General features: G+C 51.1%; 15 protein-coding genes. 12 read left to right on the forward strand and 3 right to left on the reverse strand.

Annotation, left to right across the window (positions count from 1 at the left end; genetic code table 11):
• The first annotated feature begins 83 nt into the window (after positions 1-83).
• Both KNO92_RS02820 and KNO92_RS02825 read left to right on the forward strand, forming a co-directional pair.
• Complete coding sequence (locus KNO92_RS02820; protein ID WP_214760061.1) at positions 84-1,487, forward strand: S41 family peptidase; 1,404 nt, start codon at positions 84-86, stop codon at positions 1,485-1,487.
• Between the two features lie 43 nt (positions 1,488-1,530).
• A complete protein-coding gene (locus KNO92_RS02825) occupies positions 1,531-2,670 on the forward strand; it encodes a PDZ domain-containing protein (RefSeq protein ID WP_214693585.1) in 1,140 nt (379 codons plus the stop codon).
• Between the two features lie 67 nt (positions 2,671-2,737).
• On the opposite strand, the gene glpK is transcribed toward KNO92_RS02825, so the two are convergent.
• Together glpK and KNO92_RS02835 are read right to left on the reverse strand one after the other, a co-directional pair.
• A complete protein-coding gene (gene glpK / locus KNO92_RS02830; protein WP_214760062.1) occupies positions 2,738-4,255 on the reverse strand; it encodes a glycerol kinase GlpK in 1,518 nt (505 codons plus the stop codon).
• Positions 4,256-4,283: 28 nt separating this feature from the next.
• Entirely contained in the window at positions 4,284-4,991 is a 708-nt protein-coding gene (locus KNO92_RS02835) for an MIP/aquaporin family protein (protein WP_214760063.1), read from the reverse strand.
• 452 nt (positions 4,992-5,443) lie between these two features.
• Between KNO92_RS02835 and uvrB the strand changes: the two genes are divergently transcribed.
• The 3 genes from uvrB to KNO92_RS02850 all read left to right on the forward strand — a co-directional run bounded on the left by uvrB (position 5,444) and on the right by KNO92_RS02850 (position 11,523).
• Positions 5,444-7,414, forward strand: a complete 1,971-nt coding sequence (uvrB, locus tag KNO92_RS02840) for an excinuclease ABC subunit UvrB (protein WP_214693580.1) — start codon at positions 5,444-5,446, stop codon at positions 7,412-7,414.
• Entirely contained in the window at positions 7,415-10,288 is a 2,874-nt protein-coding gene (gene uvrA / locus KNO92_RS02845; protein ID WP_214693576.1) for an excinuclease ABC subunit UvrA, read from the forward strand.
• A 65-nt stretch (positions 10,289-10,353) separates the two neighbouring features.
• Positions 10,354-11,523: a DUF4097 family beta strand repeat-containing protein gene (locus tag KNO92_RS02850; protein WP_214760064.1), complete on the forward strand. Its 1,170-nt coding sequence runs from the start codon at positions 10,354-10,356 to the stop codon at positions 11,521-11,523.
• Between the two features lie 38 nt (positions 11,524-11,561).
• Here KNO92_RS02850 and KNO92_RS02855 read toward each other — a convergent pair whose 3' ends face one another.
• The gene (locus tag KNO92_RS02855; RefSeq protein WP_214693574.1) at positions 11,562-11,918 is read right to left on the reverse strand and encodes a hypothetical protein; all 357 of its coding nucleotides are present in this window, start codon (positions 11,916-11,918) and stop codon (positions 11,562-11,564) included.
• 148 nt (positions 11,919-12,066) lie between these two features.
• Between KNO92_RS02855 and hprK the strand changes: the two genes are divergently transcribed.
• The 7 genes from hprK (at position 12,067) to rapZ (ending at position 18,730) form a co-directional block, all read left to right on the forward strand.
• Complete coding sequence (hprK, locus tag KNO92_RS02860; protein WP_214693573.1) at positions 12,067-13,002, forward strand: HPr(Ser) kinase/phosphatase; 936 nt, start codon at positions 12,067-12,069, stop codon at positions 13,000-13,002.
• A gap of 2 nt (positions 13,003-13,004) precedes the next feature.
• The gene (lgt, locus tag KNO92_RS02865; protein WP_074033649.1) at positions 13,005-13,823 is read left to right on the forward strand and encodes a prolipoprotein diacylglyceryl transferase; all 819 of its coding nucleotides are present in this window, start codon (positions 13,005-13,007) and stop codon (positions 13,821-13,823) included.
• Positions 13,823-14,473 carry a pyrophosphatase PpaX gene (gene ppaX / locus KNO92_RS02870; protein ID WP_214760065.1) on the forward strand — a complete coding sequence of 217 codons (651 nt, stop codon included), beginning with the start codon at positions 13,823-13,825 and terminating at the stop codon, positions 14,471-14,473. The genes lgt and ppaX overlap by 1 nt, the downstream gene beginning before the upstream one ends.
• Positions 14,466-14,948 (forward strand): acyltransferase, encoded by a 483-nt coding sequence (locus tag KNO92_RS02875; protein WP_214760067.1) that lies wholly within the window; start codon positions 14,466-14,468, stop codon positions 14,946-14,948. Before ppaX ends, KNO92_RS02875 begins: the two co-directional genes overlap by 8 nt.
• A gap of 294 nt (positions 14,949-15,242) precedes the next feature.
• Positions 15,243-16,715: a tetratricopeptide repeat protein gene (locus KNO92_RS02880; protein ID WP_214693570.1), complete on the forward strand. Its 1,473-nt coding sequence runs from the start codon at positions 15,243-15,245 to the stop codon at positions 16,713-16,715.
• 68 nt (positions 16,716-16,783) lie between these two features.
• Positions 16,784-17,737, forward strand: coding sequence for a thioredoxin-disulfide reductase (gene trxB / locus KNO92_RS02885; protein ID WP_074033640.1), 954 nt, complete (start codon positions 16,784-16,786; stop codon positions 17,735-17,737).
• A gap of 120 nt (positions 17,738-17,857) precedes the next feature.
• Positions 17,858-18,730: an RNase adapter RapZ gene (rapZ, locus tag KNO92_RS02890; protein ID WP_074033636.1), complete on the forward strand. Its 873-nt coding sequence runs from the start codon at positions 17,858-17,860 to the stop codon at positions 18,728-18,730.
• The last annotated feature ends 1 nt before the right edge of the window (position 18,731 follow it).

Below are 18,731 nucleotides of genomic sequence, written 5' to 3' on the forward strand. Positions count from 1 at the left end.
AAATATGTGGAACGCGTCCGCTTTTCCTCTTGTTTTTGCTATACTAATGAAAAGACTTACAAAGAGAAATGAGGGACCAACCCGTGAAAAATTCAACCGCAGGACTACTCGCTGGCACAACGTTCGTGGCTGGGGCCGGTGCAGGCCTTGCGACGATGGCGTTTACAGACACATCACTTCCGATTCAGACGAATGCGGAAGGCTGGGATAAAGTCGACCAAGTGCGTGATTTGATTGAGGAACATTCATTACAAGACATCTCGGAAGAGGATTTATTGACCGGTGCGCTCGATGGTATGACGGCAGCACTCAATGACCCGTATTCGGATTTCTTGGACGCGGAAGAAACATCGCAATTTACCGACTCGATTGAATCGAGTTTTGAAGGAATCGGCGCGACTTTGGAGAAGAAAGGAGAAGACATCTTAATCGTCGCTCCAATCAAAGGCGCTCCGGCTGAGGAGGCAGGCCTTCGTCCTGGTGATATCATCACGGCGGTCGACGGGGAGTCAATCGAAGGGATGGACGTCCAGGAAGCCGTCCAGCTCATCCGTGGAGAAAAAGGGACGACCGTCACGTTGACGATTCGCCGTGGCAATCAGACGGCGGACTATGAGATCACGCGTGACACGATTCCGATTGAAACAGTATTCTCAGAAGTGAAAGAGCAAGACGGCAAAAAAATCGGCTATCTGCAAGTGACGCAGTTCTCAGAACCGACGGCCGACGAGTTCCTTGAACAACTCGAACAACTCGAGTCAGAAGATATCGACAGCTTGATCATCGACGTACGTGGGAACCCGGGAGGTCTCTTGCCAGCTGTCATCGAGATGTCGGAAGGATTCGTACCGACATCAAAACCGGTCGTTCAAATCGAAAATGCGGACGGGGACCGTGACGCACAGAATGGTCGCGCCCGTGAAGCGAAGCCGTATGAGTTATTCGTCTTGACGGATGAGGGCTCAGCCTCGGCATCCGAGATTTTGACGGGTGCGATGAAAGAAGGGGCTGGCGCGACGATCATCGGGACGAAAACGTTCGGGAAGGGCGTCGTCCAGACGGCATTCGATTTGGAGGACGGCAGCAACTTGAAGTTGACGACGAGCAAATGGCTCACGCCAGATGGGAATTGGATCAATAAAAAAGGAATCGAGCCTGACATCGAAGTGAAACAACCGGATTACTTCAATGTGACCCGTGTGTTGACAGAAGAAGAGTCATTGAAAGTCGGAGATTACGGCGATGCCGTCTCGAACTTGCATAAAATCTTGACGGGAATCGGTTATGAGCCAGGCGGTCAACCAGGATACTATGGCGACACGATGGCAGATGCCGTGAAAGCATTCCAGACAGACAATGGTCTCGAGGCTTCTGGGACAGTCGATGAAGAGACCGCTTCGGCGCTCGAATCGAAATTGCTCGAGGCGATTCAAGATGAGGCGAACGATGCCCAATTGAACCGGGCGCTCGAAGAAGCCGCAAAATAATGTTGAATGAAAGAAAGGATTGGACCGCGTGGAAGTTGTACGAATGAGTGTTACGGCTTTATTGACGTTGTTAGGTAGTCCGCTGTTTTGGGTGACGCTCGTCGCCCTTACATACATATCGATGACACGAGTCAAACGAGAACGAGCCATGTTTCGTTCGAGACGACGCTCGCCGAAGTCGGAATGGAAGCATTTCATCTGGCCGAGTCTTCTTCTAGCGGTCCTCTCATCGGCCGCGACGATTCTACTTGAGACGACCATCACGTTTGAATGGGCCGTCTCGTTCACGGTGCTCTATACGCTCGTGGTGTTGACGATGCATCCGAGATTCTTCAATCCGGTGCTTCCACTCTTTGCCTTGTTCGCGGTCGTCATGTTGCGAGATGTCGTCTCTTACGGGGCGCTCAGTGATTGGGTGAGAGAGCTCGCCCGGGTCGATTGGACGGTCTACGCGCTCACGTTCGGACTCGTCACACTCGCGGAAGCGATTCTCTTGCGCTGGAACGGGTCGAAAGAGACGTCCCCGACACTGATTTTATCGAAACGTGGTCAGTTCATCGGGGGGCATGTCGTCAAACGCATTTGGTTTTTCCCGCTCGTCGTCTTCTTGCCACCGACATTCGGTCTCGACTGGCCGATGGTGCCGATCATTCTTCCGATTCCGATCGGTGTCAGCTTACTGTCGACTGGAGCCTTACCAGGGACGCTTCTCGCACGATTGAGCAACTATCGCGCGGTGCTCGCCTTGATCGCTCTCGGTCTATTCGGTCTCTCGTATGTATGGGAGATTCCGCATGTCGACTATGCGCTGTTCGCCTTGTTCGTTCTTTATGAGCTCGGGCTTCAGTGGATCAAACGAGAGAATCGGGGTACGACACCTGTCTTCATCAATGGGAATCGTGGGGCGGTCATCGTGGACACGCTTCCGAATTCACCGGGAGAGGCGATGCAGCTCATTCCGGGTGAGTCCATCTATAAAGTGAATGGCACGATCATCACGGGAGGGCATAGCTTTTATGAGGCGCTCCAGCAACATAAACCGTACATCAAGCTCGAGGTGTTGAATCTGAACGGAGATATCCGTTTCGTTCAACGGGCGATGTATGAGACCGATCCACACGAACTCGGTATCTTGTTCGTCGGGGAGCCGACGAGCCCGCGTGTCCGACTTCGTAAATTGTAAGAGTATCCTTCACGGGGTACTCTTTTTTTGCATACGAAAAGGGCACCCGTGAGGATGCCCTTGCCACTTATACGTCAAGTTTTGATGGTTTGAATGCCATCGTTGCTTCGACCGCGTGTTGCCAACCTTTGTAGAGTGCTTCGCGATGAGACTCGTCCATGCTCGGTTCGAACTTTTTGTCGAGTTTCCATTGTTCTTTGACTTCCGCTTGGTCTTTCCAGAAACCGACGGCGAGACCTGCCAAGTAGGCGGCACCGAGTGCAGTCGTTTCACTTACTTCCGGACGTTCGACCGGTACGTCGAGGATATCCGATTGGAACTGCATGAGGAAGTTGTTGCTGACGGCTCCACCATCGACGCGAAGTGTCTTCAAGTTAATTCCTGAATCGTTCTCCATCGATGTGAGGACGTCGCGTGTCTGATAAGCGAGTGATTCAATCGTCGCACGGACGAATTGTTCTTTCTCCGTTCCGCGTGTGAGACCGAAGATGGCACCACGCACGTCAGAGTTCCAATATGGTGCACCGAGACCAACGAAGGCAGGTACGACATAAACGCCCTCTGTAGATTCGATTCGCGTCGCATACTGTTCCGAGTCTTTTGCTGATTTCAACATACGTAATCCGTCACGGAGCCATTGGATTGCCGAACCGGCGACGAAGATCGAACCTTCGAGCGCATATTCGACTTTTCCGTTATAGCCCCACGCGATTGTCGTCAATAGACCGTGATCTGATTTAACAGCTTCTTCGCCGGTGTTCATGAGCATGAAGCAACCTGTACCATAGGTGTTCTTTCCTTCACCTTTTTCGAAGCACGTCTGACCGAACAAGGCAGCCTGTTGGTCACCTGCGGCTCCGGCGATTGGTACTTCGAATCCGAAGAAGTGATACGGAATCGTATTCGCATAGACTTCACTAGAAGGCTTGACTTCAGGAAGCATCGATTTTGGTACCGTCAAAATCTCGAGTAACTCGTCATCCCACTTCTGTTCGTAAATATTGTACATGAGTGTACGTGATGCGTTCGAATAATCTGTCACGTGTGCTTGACCACCTGAGAGTTTCCAGATGAGCCATGTGTCGATTGTTCCGAAGAGAAGTTCACCGTTCTCGGCTTTCTCACGAGCGCCTTCGACGTTATCCAAGATCCATTTGACTTTCGTACCTGAGAAGTAGGCGTCGATGAGAAGACCCGTTTTGTCACGAACCATGTCCGAGTGACCTGCCGCTTTTAGCTCTTCACAGATATCAGCAGTTTGACGTGATTGCCAAACAACCGCGTTGTAAACAGGACGTCCTGTTTCTTTCTCCCAAACGACCGCAGTCTCACGTTGGTTCGTGATCCCGATTCCTGCGATTTCATTCGGGTCGATATCCGCCGAACCGAACGCTTCCGCCATAACGGCGAGGACAGAACCCCAGATCTCATTGGCGTTATGCTCAACCCAGCCTGGTTTTGGGAAGTATTGTTTGAATTCGCGCTGTGCGACTGTGACGATTTTTCCATCATGATCAAAAATGATTGCACGTGAACTTGTCGTTCCTTGGTCCAATGCTAAAATATAACGTTTTTCTTTCGCCATATGTGATTTCCTCCTTCAAAATTATGTGTTAAGGGACGAGAATGCCGTAAACGAGTGCGGCGATGACAGCACCGATAATCGGACCGACAACTGGAATCCATGAATAGCCCCAGTCTGAAGATCCTTTTCCTTTGATTGGAAGAAACGCGTGTGCGATACGTGGCCCAAGGTCACGTGCCGGGTTGATTGCATACCCCGTCGTACCACCGAGCGAGAGACCGATCGAGACGATTAAGAAACCGACGATGAGCGGGTTGAGTCCGTCTGCGAATGTGTTTGCCCCGAATGACAACAATGCAAAGACAAGGACGAAAGTTCCGATAATCTCACCAATCAAGTTGAACGGTGTACTACGAATACCTGGTGCAGTTGAGAAGGTTGCGAGTTTCAAACCTGGGTCATCCGTCGCATCGTAATGCGGCTTGTAGTGGACATACACTAAACATGCCCCGATGATGGCTCCGATAAACTGAGCGAGGATGTAGAGTGGGACATCTTCCCAAGGGAATTCCCCTGCTGTTGCGAGACCAATCGAGACGGCAGGGTTGATGTGTGCGCCTCCGTAAATACCGGCTGCGTATACCCCGATCATAACGGCAAGACCCCAACCCATGGTGATGACAATCCAGCCAGAGTTTTCCGCTTTGGAATGGCGGAGGACGACGCCGGCGACGACACCGTTACCGAGCAGAATCAATAGCATCGTACCGATAATTTCACTTACAAATGCTGACATGTGATACTCCCCTTTCTCCCTTATGCAATTTGACTTACCACTTCATTATATGCCCAAAATGTAAGCGTTTTAAAACGGTGTTTTTCAAAAATCCTACTTTTTTCCTACAAATGTTCACATTTACACCTGTAAACTTCACATAAAGAGTCAGATAGAGCGCGAAAAGTATATGATTTTGGCATCCCTTTTTAAAAATCATGGGAATTTCAATCGAATAGGAACAAGGTCCAGGATCCGACTTTCCGTGTTCTATGCTACAAAAACGATTGTGAAGCAATTCTCGAAGGATGAATGCAACAAGATTTGATGTTTCTTTTGAGACGGTAACGGAAAAAGAAATGATGATATATAAGAGAAAAGGCTTAAATCCGTATGCAAGCTAATAAGCGAATATTTGTTCGTGTCTATGGTATAATCAAGACACTATGAAATGAGAAGGTGAGGAGTATCTTATGGAATCGATTCCGTTTGCATTACAATCTGAATTTCAACCAGGAGGTGACCAGCCTGAAGCGATTCGACAACTTGTCGAAGGCGTCAATCGGGGTGATCGTTATCAGACACTCCTCGGGGCGACCGGAACAGGGAAGACGTTCACCGTCTCGAACGTCATCCAAGAAGTGAAGAAGCCGACACTCGTCCTCGCCCACAACAAGACGCTCGCTGGTCAATTGTATTCTGAGTTCAAAGAGTTCTTTCCGAACAACGCGGTCGAGTACTTCGTCAGCTATTACGACTACTATCAGCCTGAAGCGTACGTGCCTTCAACCGATACATTTATCGAGAAGGATGCGTCCATCAACGATGAAATCGATAAGCTGCGTCACTCGGCGACGTCGGCTCTCTTCGAGCGGGATGACGTCATCATCGTCGCATCCGTTTCCTGTATATATGGTCTCGGTAACCCGGAAGAATATCGCAGTCTCGTATTGAGTCTCCGCGTCGGAAAAGAGATGGGTCGTGACGAGATGCTTCGTAAGCTCATCGACATTCAATATGAACGAAACGATATCGACTTCCAGCGTGGACGTTTCCGTGTACGTGGGGACGTCGTCGAAATCTTCCCGGCGTCACGTGACGAACACTGCATGCGCATCGAATTTTTCGGGGACGAGATCGACCGAATCCGTGAGATGGACCCGTTGACGGGTGAAATCATCGCAGACCGTGATCACGTCGCCATCTTCCCGGCATCCCACTTCGTCACGCGTGACGAAAAACTGCAAAAAGCAATCGTCAACATCGAAGCGGAACTCGAGGAGCAACTCGAGAAGTTCCGTGAAGAAGGGAAGCTACTCGAGGCACAACGTCTCGAGCAGCGAACGCATTACGATTTGGAGATGATGCGTGAAATGGGGTATTGTTCAGGCATCGAGAACTATTCACGACACTTAAACTTGATGCCAGAAGGCTCGACCCCGTATACATTGATTGATTACTTCCCAGAGGACTTCTTACTCGTCGCCGATGAGTCACACGTGACGCTCCCGCAAGTACGCGGGATGTATAACGGGGACCAGGCACGGAAACAAGTGCTCGTCGACCATGGGTTCCGTCTTCCTTCTGCAAAGGACAACCGTCCGCTCAAATTCGATGAGTTCGAGAAGAAAGTCTCACAAGCGATCTTCATCTCGGCGACACCAGGTCCGTACGAGCTCGAACATACACCGAAGATGATCGAGCAGATCATTCGTCCGACAGGATTACTCGACCCGACGATCGAGATTCATCCGATCAAAGGACAAATCGACTACTTGATGGACCAAATCCGCGAACGCATCAAGCGAGACGAACGTGTCCTCGTGACGACGCTCACGAAGAAGATGGCAGAAGACTTGTCCGACTACTTGCGTGAAGCAGGAATCAAGGTCAACTATATGCACTCCGAGATCAAGACGCTCGAACGGATTGAAATCATCCGTGACCTTCGTCTCGGGAAGTATGACGTGCTCGTCGGGATCAACTTGTTACGAGAAGGGCTCGATATTCCGGAAGTCAGTCTCGTGACAATTCTCGATGCAGACAAGGAAGGGTTCCTTCGTTCCGACCGTTCGCTCATCCAGACGATTGGACGGGCGGCCCGTAATGCGAACGGACATGTCATACTGTTTGCGGACAAGATGACCGACTCGATGGCACGAGCCATCGAAGAGACGGATCGTCGTCGGACGATTCAACAAGCATATAATGAAGAACATGGCATCACGCCACAGACGATTCGAAAAGACGTCCGTGGTGTCATCCGGGCGACGGTCGAGGCCGAAGAAGAGGCACTCGAATCGCTCAGTACGATGAAGCCGGCCGAACGCGAGGCGGCGATTGCCAAATTAGAAGAAGAAATGAAGCAAGCGGCGCGCGATCTCCAGTTCGAGCGTGCAGCCGAATTGCGTGACTTAATCTTGGAGTTGAAGGTAGGGAATTAAATGGCTGAAAAGAAAAATGCGATTGTCATCAAAGGGGCACGCGTCAACAACTTAAAAAATATCGACATCGATATCCCACGTGACCAGCTCGTCGTCTTGACGGGCTTGTCCGGCTCCGGGAAGTCGTCGCTTGCGTTCGATACGATTTATGCGGAAGGACAGCGACGCTACGTCGAAAGTTTGTCTGCGTACGCCCGTCAGTTCCTCGGACAGATGGATAAGCCGGACGTCGATACGATTGAAGGCTTAAGTCCGGCCATCTCGATCGACCAGAAGACGACGAGCCGAAACCCGCGCTCGACCGTCGGAACGGTGACAGAGATTTACGACTATCTCCGACTCTTGTTCGCACGAATCGGAAAACCGGTCTGTCCGAACCACGGTATCGAAATCTCGAGTCAGACGATTTCGCAGATGGTCGACCAGGTGATGGAATTGCCGGAACGGACGCGACTTCAGATTTTGGCACCGATCGTGTCAGGTCGTAAAGGAACGCACGTCAAAGTGTTCGACTCGTTGAAGAAAGAAGGGTTCGTCCGTGTCCGCGTGAACGGAGAGACGATCGAACTGACGGATGAAATCGAACTCGATAAAAACAAGAAGCACTCGATTGAAGTCGTCGTCGACCGTCTCGTCGTCCGACCTGACGTCGAAGGGCGCCTTGCCGACTCTCTTGAGACAGCATTACGCCTTGCCGACGGACGTGTCATTATCGACAAAATGGACGGGACCGAGCTTCTATTCAGCGAACACCACGCTTGCCCGATTTGTGGATTCTCAATCGGAGAACTCGAACCACGTATGTTCTCTTTCAACTCACCGTTCGGGGCTTGCCCGACGTGTGACGGACTCGGGACGAAACTAGACGTCGACCCAGAACTCGTCATCCCTGATCCATCGAAGACGTTAAAAGAAGGGGCGGTCGCTGCATGGCAACCGACGAGTTCGCAATATTATCCGCAACTGTTGGCGGCGATGTGCCAGCACTTCAATATCGATATGGATGTACCATTTGAACGTCTGTCGAAGCGTGACCAAGACCTCGTCTTGAACGGATCTTCGGAAGAGTCATTCCTCTTCCGTTACGAGAACGACTTCGGTCAAGTCCGGACGAATACAATCTTCTTTGAAGGGGTGCTCCGTAACATCGAGCGCCGCTACCGAGAGACAACGTCCGACTACATCCGTGAACAGATGGAGATGTATATGGCGACGCACGCCTGCCCGACATGTCACGGCTATCGTTTGAAAGAAGAGTCACTCGCCGTCAAGATCACGGGCCAGCACGTCGGACAAGTGACGGAAAAGTCGGTCGTGAACGCACTCGCATTCTTCGAAGGGCTGAATGAACAGCTCAGTGAAAAAGAGATCGCCATTGCCCGCCTCATCTTGCAGGAGATTCGAGAGCGACTCAGTTTCTTGAATAACGTCGGTCTTGACTATTTGACGCTGTCTCGTGCTGCGGGAACCCTCTCAGGTGGGGAAGCTCAGCGGATTCGACTTGCGACGCAAATCGGTTCTCGTCTCACAGGTGTTTTGTACGTCCTCGATGAACCGTCAATCGGTCTTCACCAACGAGACAACGATCGTTTGATTGCCACGCTCAAACAGATGCGAGACATCGGCAACACGCTCATCGTCGTCGAGCATGATGAAGATACGATGATGGAAGCCGATTATTTGATCGATATCGGACCGGGTGCCGGGGAGCACGGTGGACAAGTCATCGCTGCCGGCACGCCGAAGCAACTGATGAAAAACAAGAACTCGCTCACGGGTCAATACCTTGCCGGGAAGAAGTTCATCCCGCTCCCGCCTGAACGGAAGATGCCGGACGAACGATTCTTGAAGATCGTCAAGGCGGAAGAGAACAACTTGAAAGATGTCGACGTCTCGATTCCGCTCGGGATGTTCGTCGCCGTGACGGGTGTATCCGGTTCTGGGAAGTCGACGCTCATCAACGAGATTCTCTACAAATCGCTCGCACACAATATGAACCGTGCCAAAGCGAAGCCGGGGAAACATAAGAAGATTGAAGGTCTTGAGCATATCGATAAAGTCATCGATATCGACCAATCTCCAATTGGGCGTACACCGCGTTCAAACCCGGCGACGTATACGGGCGTCTTCGACGACATTCGTGACGTCTTCGCCTCGACGAACGAAGCGAAGATGCGCGGCTATAAGAAAGGGCGTTTCAGTTTCAACGTGAAAGGCGGACGCTGTGAAGCGTGCCGTGGGGACGGGATCATCAAGATTGAGATGCACTTCTTGCCGGACGTGTACGTGCCATGTGAGGTCTGTCACGGGAAACGTTATAATCGTGAGACGCTCGAAGTGAAATATAAAGGGAAGACGATTGCCGATGTCCTCGATATGACGATTGAGGAAGGGCTCGAATTCTTTGACAAAATTCCGAAAATCAAGCGGAAGATTCAGACCATCTATGACGTCGGTCTTGGCTATATGAAACTCGGTCAGCCGGCGACGGAACTTTCCGGTGGGGAAGCCCAGCGTGTCAAACTCGCCTCGGAGCTTCATAAACGTTCGACCGGGAAGACGATTTATATTTTGGACGAACCGACGACAGGTCTTCATGTCGATGACATCGCCCGCTTGTTGAAAGTGTTGCAGCGCCTCGTCGAGAACGGGGACACGGTGCTCGTCATCGAACATAACCTCGACGTCATCAAGTCAGCCGATTATTTGATCGACCTCGGACCAGAAGGCGGGGACGGCGGCGGACTCATCGTCGCGACGGGAACGCCGGAAGAAGTCGCCGAAGTGTCTGGGTCGTATACCGGCAAGTATTTGAAGCCGGTCCTCGAACGAGATGCGGCTCGCGTGAAACCAAAAGCAGGAAAAAAGAAATAAGTATAGAAATGGTGAGAAACGGGAAGGTAATTGACGTGCAACCAAATTGAAGGGGGAAAACGAACGTGAAACAAGAAATGCGTGAACTGATTCTCCAGCAAGTGAAGGAAGGCAAGTTGACAATCGAGGAGGCGATGACGCAACTCGAGCGTCTCGAGCGCCTCGAACCAGAACAAGTCCAGGCGTTAGAAGATCGACAAGACACGGAAAAGGTGGATGCCTATTCGGTCGAATCGCTCACGACGAAATTGACGTCTGCGGTAGAAGGACTCGTCACGAAGCTTCGTGACAGCGACTTCTCCTTCAGCTCGAACTTCGGGCCAGAAGTGACGTATTCGAAATCATTCCCATTCACGGGTAGCGACATCTCACTCGATCTCTTCAACGCATCGGCGACCATCGTCTCGTCAGATGCAGAAGATTGTGAGCTCATCGTCACCGGTCGTCCGCTTCGCCAACAAGACGCGGACAAAGCGCTCGAACAGTTACAATCGGCGGTCAAGCATTCCGTCATTGGGGACCGTCTCGTCGTCTCCTTGCGTGACAAGCTCGTCCGGGCCCACGTGGAACTGTACGTCCCACATCACCATTTCAACCATCTTCATATTCAGACGTTGAACGGGGAAGTCCGTGCCGATGGTTTGGACGTCGAGAACGTCCGCGTGCAAACGGCGAACGGTCGCGTTGTCCTACATGAAGTACACGCGTCTGAACTCCTTCTCAATACCGGAAACGGGACAGTCGAGGTGGAAGGGGTCGAGGCAGAACTCGTGCACGTCCGTACCGGAAACGGGGCCGTCATCGTCGGAGGGAAGTACGATAAAGCATCCTTCAAAACAGGGAACGGTAACATCCGCGCGGAACTCGCGACAGCACGTCCTGCCAAGTTCGAACTCGCCTCGCTCGCCGGAAACATTCGACTCGTGTTGCCACACGGCGTCGAGGTGGAAGGCGAACTCGAGACGAACTTCGGGGGACTCCACTGCTTACTCGACGAACTCGAAATCATTCGTGACCGAAAAGACGTTGCCCAGCGTCGTCTCGAATTCTTGTCCGGTCGAGGTCAAACGCCTCGCATCGAAGTCGAAGCGGGTACACGTACCGGTACGATCGATTTGGAACATGGATCGGTGTATACACCGTCGACTTTCCTTGAGGAAGAACAGACGGAGCCGTCGGATCCGGTCGATCCCGTCGACCCAGCCGATTTGAACAATCCGTTCCATCAACAATAAGCAAATCCCGAAGGCAGCGCCTTCGGGATTTTTTTTGATTATAGATTCATTTCATACTCCATCTGTTGCCAATCCATCATCTGTGTATCAAACAGCGTGAACGCACTGACTGCGAAGACGATAAAGAGAACGGGACCTGCAATCAACAAGATGATACCGAGTAGTCGCATCGATTTCGAGCGATTCCAGTAGAAGATGATGGCGACAATCATCGAGATGAGCGCGCCGGATAAGAAGAATCCGATGATATTCAAAATGAACAAGAGCAAGACCGTCTCGTTTTTCGTCGCCGCATACTCTTTCCACATATCGATCAATGACTTGATGATGTAGATGAGCGTCCCGATTCCGATGACGAGCGCGATGAGCACGACAATCCAAAACAACGCATCCATATTTTCACCTCCTCTAATTGCCTATACCCTTCCTACGAACGCCATGTATGAAAGTTTCAACAATTTTTTGACACGTTCTTCATCACTTCCCTAACGCTTCCGAGAAAGAGCTATGATACAATAATGAGCGTGAAAGGGGCAGATACTGATGCAAAATATCGTACGTACAGCTCAAGTCGTTGAGCGTTTTAAACTTCAAGTCATTGCGGGAGAAGAGGGACTCCATCGTCCGGTCGCCACACCTGACCTTAGTCGACCAGGACTCGTCCTCGCCGGTTACTACACGCACTATGCGAAAAATCGTCTTCAAGTACTCGGGAAGACGGAGTTGACTTTCTATGCGAGCTTATCGGAAGAAAAGCGTCGCGAGCGTGCCCGTATTTTATGTACGGAATCGACACCTGGGATTTTAATCACACGTGGATTTGATATTCCGACAGAAATCGAAGAAGAAGCGGAAGCGGCAAACGTCCCACTCATGCGGACGAATGCGGTGACGACGTCAATCGAGTCGCAAATCACGAACTTCCTCGAGATGGAACTTGCACCGATGACAGCGATGCACGGCGTCCTCGTCGACATTTACGGTGTCGGCGTCCTCATCAAAGGACAGAGCGGTGTCGGAAAATCGGAGACCGCGCTTGAACTCGTCAAACGTGGGCACCGTCTCGTCGCCGATGACTCGGTCGAGATCCGCCAAACGGGCGACCAGCTCCTCGTCGGTTCAGCACCGAAGCTGATTCGCCACTTGCTTGAGATTCGTGGAATTGGCATCATCGATGTCATGACCTTGTTCGGTGCAGGTGCGGTCCGGTCGCATAAGAAGATCAGCCTCATCGTCAACTTGGAGAACTGGGACGCTGGAAAAGTGTACGACCGTGTCGGGCTCGATCACAACACGATGAAAATCATCGACAGTGAAGTCCCGCTCCTCACGATCCCTGTCCGCCCAGGTCGAAACTTGGCGGTCATCATCGAGGTCGCAGCGATGAACTATCGTCTGCAAAACATGGGCATCAATACGGCTGAAGAGTTTGCGGAACGTCTCGCGAACGCAATTCAGGACACTGAAGGAGACTTGTGATCATGGTAGAACCGACATTTGATCGTGTAGCGTTTGAAATCGGGTCTCTGCCGATTTACTGGTATGGTATGATTATCGCCTTCGGAGCGATGCTCGGACTCGTCCTTGCCCTTTACGAAGCGAAGCGCATCAATTATGATTCGGAACGACTCGTTGACGTCGTCATCTGGTCGATTCCAATCAGTATCATCTTTGCGCGTATTTACTACGTGACGTTCCAATGGGATTACTACTCAGAGAATCTCGGACAAATCATCGATATCCGTCAAGGCGGGATTGCCATTCACGGTGCCATCTTCGGGGCACTCCTTGTCGTCATCGTCTATTGTATGCGAAAATCGATGTCGTTCTGGAAAGTCACAGACATCTTGGCACCATCACTTCTCCTCGGACAAGCCATCGGGCGCTGGGGGAACTTCATGAACCAAGAGGCCCATGGTGGCGAAACGACGCGTAGCTTCTTACAAGACACGCTCATGCTACCGGATTGGATTGTCAATCAGATGTATATCGACGGGGCATACTATATCCCAACGTTTCTCTATGAAAGTGTATGGAACATCATCGGGGTCATCCTCCTCGTCGCATGGCGCATGATTGGAAACCCACGTCGCGGATACATCTTCTTGTCGTATCTCGTCTGGTATTCGATCGGTCGCTTCTATATCGAGGGACTCCGGACGGATAGTCTCATGTCAGGCGATTTGCGTGCGGCCCAAATGGTGTCGATTGCCTTGATCCTCTTCGGTATCGTCATGATGGTCCTTCGCCGCAATGCGAAACGATACAATGACCCATCAGAGAAAGGATTGTTTGATTAATGGATACGCTCTTATTTGACTTAGACGGTACGTTACTCGATACGAACCCGCTCATCATCGCCAGCTTCCGTCATACGTTCGACTATTATTTCCCGGAACATGCGTATCGGGATGAGGACATCTATCGCTTCATCGGACCGACGCTCGAGAAGTCGTTCCGTGAATTGAACGAAGCAGAATGGAAAGAGATGCAGGCGTTCTATCGGAGTTTCAACATCGCCATGCACGACCAACTCGTCGCAGAGTACCCGGGTGTCATCGAAGGCTTATATCGCCTTCATGCGAAAGGATACAAGATGGGCGTCGTCACATCGAAAGGTCGTCCGGTCGTCGAACGTGGCCTTCGGTTGTTCAAAATCGACCACTTGTTTAATGTCGTCGTGACAGCGGACGATGTCGAGAATGAAAAACCGCACGCTGAACCGGTCGAACGTGCTCTTCAAGCGCTCGGTTCGTCTCCGGAACGAGCGGTCATGGTCGGTGACAACGATACGGACATCTTCGGCGGGAAAAACGCTGGGACGAAGACGGTCGCTGTCGGGTGGGCGCTAAAAGGTCGTCCGTTCCTCGAATCACTCGAGCCGGACGTCATCATCGACTCGATGGAACATTTCGAGGCATGGCTTGACGAGGTCAGCGTCCATGCGTAAGACGAAACGGTTTCGTATCGACGGACCGAACCCGCTTTGGCAGATGTATCGAACGATTCGCTTCCTACGTGTCTTCAAAAACACGACGGTCGTGCTTATCGGGCGCTACTTCCCTTCGGTGAAGGCAAAGCGGTGGTTGTACCGGACGTTTCTCGGGATGAACATCGGAGAGTATAGCGCTCTCGCCCTCATGGTCACGCCGGACGTCATGTTCCCGGAACGGATTACCATCGGTCGGAACACGGTCATCGGATTCAACTCGACGATTCTCTGTCATGAGTATCTCGTCGATGAGTATCGAATCGGAGATGTCATCATCGGAAATGAAGTCTTGATTGGAGCGAACGTGACCATCTTACCAGGCGTGACGATTGGCGACGGTGCCGTCGTCGGTGCGGGCGCGGTCGTGCATCGCGACGTCTTGCCGGGAGAGCGGGTCGTCGGTTCGAAACTCCAGTCGCTGACACATATTTGACACAATTTTTCGCAAAATGTTTTTATGCCTCTTTTGTATAGAGACACGAAAGAATACTTGAGCGGTATCACTTTTTTTAAAAGGGATGCCGCTTTTTAATGGGAAAATGAGTCGAAATGACTGAATCATATTTTCGCTCAAAAACAATTTTTGAACCTAGTAAAAAATATTCATTATAGAGGGAATATAGTCGCAATTTTTTTTAACTTTTTCAGTTGCCCTCGTTGTTCGAGTGCGGTATTCTTATCCCTGCAACTAAAAAAAGATTTAGAGATGATGTGGAGGATTTAGAATATGGAAGCGAACTATGAAGCAGTAATGACGCTACCCGAACCAGAATCTCCGCTCGCTGCGGAGCTCCACTACTATAGAGGTCGTCGTGCGTTACGGGAAGGTCGCCTAGATGAAGCGACTTTTTTCATGGCTGAAGCGACAGCGGCAGCCACGCATCGCGTCGACTATCATAAACAGTACGCAGAACTGTTATTTGAAGTAGGGGAGGTCTACCACGCCAATGACGTGTGGAAACGAGTATTAGAGCTCGACGAGACCGCGACAGAGGCGCTCTATCATTTAGCGAGCAACTGTGCCTATGTCTCTCAATACGAAGAAGCGGCGAACTATGCATCTGAATATCTCGCACGTGACACGAAAGGTCACTACGCGGAAGCTGTGCAATCCCTTCTCGAACTAATCGAACTCGAACAAGAGCTCGAGGACGAGGAAGAAGACGAATTGATCACATGGCATTCAGAAGCGCAGCGTCAAATCGACAAAGGACGGCTATTTGCGGCAAAGGCGACGCTCGAGCGTTTAATCGGGCAGTATCCATCGTTTTGGCCGGCCTATAACAATCTATCCGTCGTCAGTTTTTACCTCGGCGACGACCAAGCGGCGTTTCGGACGCTCGAGTACGTGCTCGATCAAAATCCGGGCAACTTGCATGCGATCTTGAACACGATCCTTCTATTGCATGAAGCGGGACAATCCGAAGCGGCGATGCAATTATCGACGCCACTCACACGTGTTCGTCCACTCCAGTTTGACTTACGTTATAAATTGGCGACGACACTCGCGCTCGTCGGTCATTATGACCATGCGTATGAAGAGTTACGTCTATTGAAAGAACGCGGGTTTCGTGGTGACGCATTGTTCGGGCATTGGCTCAGCGTGTCTGCCTATAAGACAGGACGATTAGAAGAGGCAGCCACCTACTTGAACAAAGATGAGATGAAACGGTTCGAAGAGAAGCAAAGTTTCGATATTCGGGAAAACCTCGAGTTTCGTTCGGCGCTCGTGCAAGGTCTTCGTCAAGAGACGGACTTGGCTCGGGTTGAGATCATTCGAATCATTTCTAACCTGAAAGACGATGAGGCGTTTGAAGCGCTCGCGCTGACGAACGCCGTGACGGAGAACGAGACGGTCCGTGCGTTTGCGGAAATGTGTCGTGCCGACCTTTGTCAGCAACCGTTCCAAGGAGACGTTCGTGTCAAGCGCGCCTTTGACGCTCTCGTCCTTGCGGAAGCGCATGTTTCGGAAGCCGAACGGATGAGCTTAGAAGGTGATTTTTATGAACGATTTGCTATGCTTCTGTTATCGGACGAAGCATTCATGGACGTAACGGCATCGGCCGCTGCGCTCGTCTGGATGTTTTATACGAAACGAGACGCCTTGATTCTCGAGGACTGTGCGAACGCCTTCCATCTCCCAGTCGACACGTTGACGGAGACGGTTCGTTCGTTCAAACGGACACTCGAACAAGCATAAAGATAGACGATACCCATACAGGTTTCTTATACTAAAGGCAATCAATATTTTGCAGAGGTGGAATCAACATGACAGAAGAAAAAATTTATGACGTCATTATCATCGGTGCCGGCCCTGCCGGAATGACCGCTGCGCTATATGCTTCACGTGCGAATCTTTCAACACTTATGATCGAACGCGGAATTCCGGGTGGTCAGATGGCCAACACGGAAGACATCGAGAACTACCCAGGATACGACAGCATTCTCGGTCCTGACTTGTCTCAAAAGATGTTCGACCATTCGAAAGCGTTCGGTGCGGAGTATGCGTATGGGGACGTGCAAAGCATCTCGGATGAAACAGAATACAAAATCGTGCATGCGCACAACCGCGACTATAAAGCGCGTGCCATCATCCTCGCCTCTGGTGCTCAGTATAAGAAAATCGGTGTACCGGGTGAAGAAGAACTCGGAGGCCGTGGCGTATCGTACTGTGCGGTATGTGACGGAGCATTCTTCAAAGGCAAAGATCTCTTCGTCATCGGTGGTGGCGACTCAGCTGTTGAAGAAGGTGTCTTCTTGACACGTTTCGCGAACAAGGTGACGATTGTTCACCGTCGTGACGAGCTTCGTGCTCAAAAGATTCTTCAAAAACGTGCGTTCGACAATGAGAAAATTGATTTCATTTGGAATCACACATTGAAAGAAATCACAGAGAAAGACGGTAAAGTCGGTGGCGCTCGTCTCGTCAGCACGGTTGACGGCACAGAGACAGACCACGAAATCGACGGCGTCTTCATCTATATCGGCATGAACCCGATTACTGGATTCGTCCAAGACCTCGGGATCACGAACGAGCAAGGCTACATCGTCACGAACGAGGCGATGGAAACGAAGATTCCTGGAATCTTTGCTGCCGGTGACGTTCGTGACAAAACGCTCCGCCAAGTCGTCACGGCGACGAACGACGGATCGATTGCCGCTCAGAACGCTCAGCACTTCATCGAGGGGCTCCTCGAATCGTTGCAAGAACAAAACGCATGATTCAAGAAGGTAGGACTGCGGGGAACCGCGGTCCTTCTCTTTTTTTCGGACGTTCGTTATACTAGATGGAGAGAGCTACACACACGGCTCGGTTGTCAATTTTAAGGGGGCGTCAGCGAGATGGAAGATTTTAAAGGATTAGAAGAATTGATCATCATCAGCGGAATGAGCGGGGCTGGGAAGTCGGTCGCGATGAATAGTTTCGAGGATCTCGGCTATTTCTGTGTCGATAACTTGCCACCGGTTCTTTTGCCACAATTGATTGATGTCATCAGCTCGGTCCGACCGAAAATCGCGGTCGCCATTGATACACGTACGAGAGATTTTATTGATAGCCTGTTCATCGTCATCGACGATTTAGAAAAGAAGAACGTACACCCACATCTTCTGTACTTAGAGACGCGTGACGATGTGCTCGTTCGTCGCTACAAAGAGACGCGACGCTCACATCCGCTCGCACCAGAGGATGCGCCACTCGTCGGCATCCAGATGGAGCGCGAACTGTTAGAAGGGTTCCGCGACCGTGCCCATACGCTTTATGACACGAGTGACTTAAAGCCGCAGATGCTGAAGGACCGTATCTTGCAACAATTCAACGAGGAACGTATCCCGTTCACGGTCAACTTTATGTCGTTCGGATTCAAACACGGGGTCCCACTCGATGTGGATTTACTATTCGATGTCCGCTTTATCACGAACCCGTTCTATATCCCTGAGCTTCGACCGCTCACGGGTCAGACGACGGAAGTGCAAGACTATGTCATGTCACACCCGGAAGCGCGGGCGTTTTATAAGAAGTTGATCGATATGCTCGAATTCCTGCTTCCACAATATAAGCGGGAAGGGAAGACACAGATTGTCGTGGCGTTCGGTTGTACGGGTGGGAAACACCGCTCGATCACGTTCGCCGAGAAAGTGTCGGAGCATTTCGCGGAGCGCTACAACGTGAAGACGGTCCACCGTGACCTTGCCCACGCGACGAAGGAGAAATGAT

The sequence above is a fragment of the Exiguobacterium sp. s129 genome, assembly GCF_018617585.1.
Lineage (GTDB): Bacteria > Bacillota > Bacilli > Exiguobacteriales > Exiguobacteriaceae > Exiguobacterium > Exiguobacterium aestuarii_A.

Excerpts from the sequence above, each read along its gene's own strand:
- KNO92_RS02825 (WP_214693585.1), top strand. The coding sequence starts at position 1,531 with ATGAGTGTTACGGCTTTATTGACGTTGTTAGGTAGTCCGCTGTTTTGG.
- glpK (WP_214760062.1), bottom strand. The coding sequence starts at position 4,255 with ATGGCGAAAGAAAAACGTTATATTTTAGCATTGGACCAAGGAACGACA.
- KNO92_RS02835 (WP_214760063.1), bottom strand. The coding sequence starts at position 4,991 with ATGTCAGCATTTGTAAGTGAAATTATCGGTACGATGCTATTGATTCTG.
- uvrB (WP_214693580.1), top strand. The coding sequence starts at position 5,444 with ATGGAATCGATTCCGTTTGCATTACAATCTGAATTTCAACCAGGAGGT.
- uvrA (WP_214693576.1), top strand. The coding sequence starts at position 7,415 with ATGGCTGAAAAGAAAAATGCGATTGTCATCAAAGGGGCACGCGTCAAC.
- KNO92_RS02855 (WP_214693574.1), bottom strand. The coding sequence starts at position 11,918 with ATGGATGCGTTGTTTTGGATTGTCGTGCTCATCGCGCTCGTCATCGGA.
- hprK (WP_214693573.1), top strand. The coding sequence starts at position 12,067 with ATGCAAAATATCGTACGTACAGCTCAAGTCGTTGAGCGTTTTAAACTT.
- lgt (WP_074033649.1), top strand. The coding sequence starts at position 13,005 with ATGGTAGAACCGACATTTGATCGTGTAGCGTTTGAAATCGGGTCTCTG.
- ppaX (WP_214760065.1), top strand. The coding sequence starts at position 13,823 with ATGGATACGCTCTTATTTGACTTAGACGGTACGTTACTCGATACGAAC.
- KNO92_RS02875 (WP_214760067.1), top strand. The coding sequence starts at position 14,466 with ATGCGTAAGACGAAACGGTTTCGTATCGACGGACCGAACCCGCTTTGG.
- KNO92_RS02880 (WP_214693570.1), top strand. The coding sequence starts at position 15,243 with ATGGAAGCGAACTATGAAGCAGTAATGACGCTACCCGAACCAGAATCT.
- trxB (WP_074033640.1), top strand. The coding sequence starts at position 16,784 with ATGACAGAAGAAAAAATTTATGACGTCATTATCATCGGTGCCGGCCCT.
- rapZ (WP_074033636.1), top strand. The coding sequence starts at position 17,858 with ATGGAAGATTTTAAAGGATTAGAAGAATTGATCATCATCAGCGGAATG.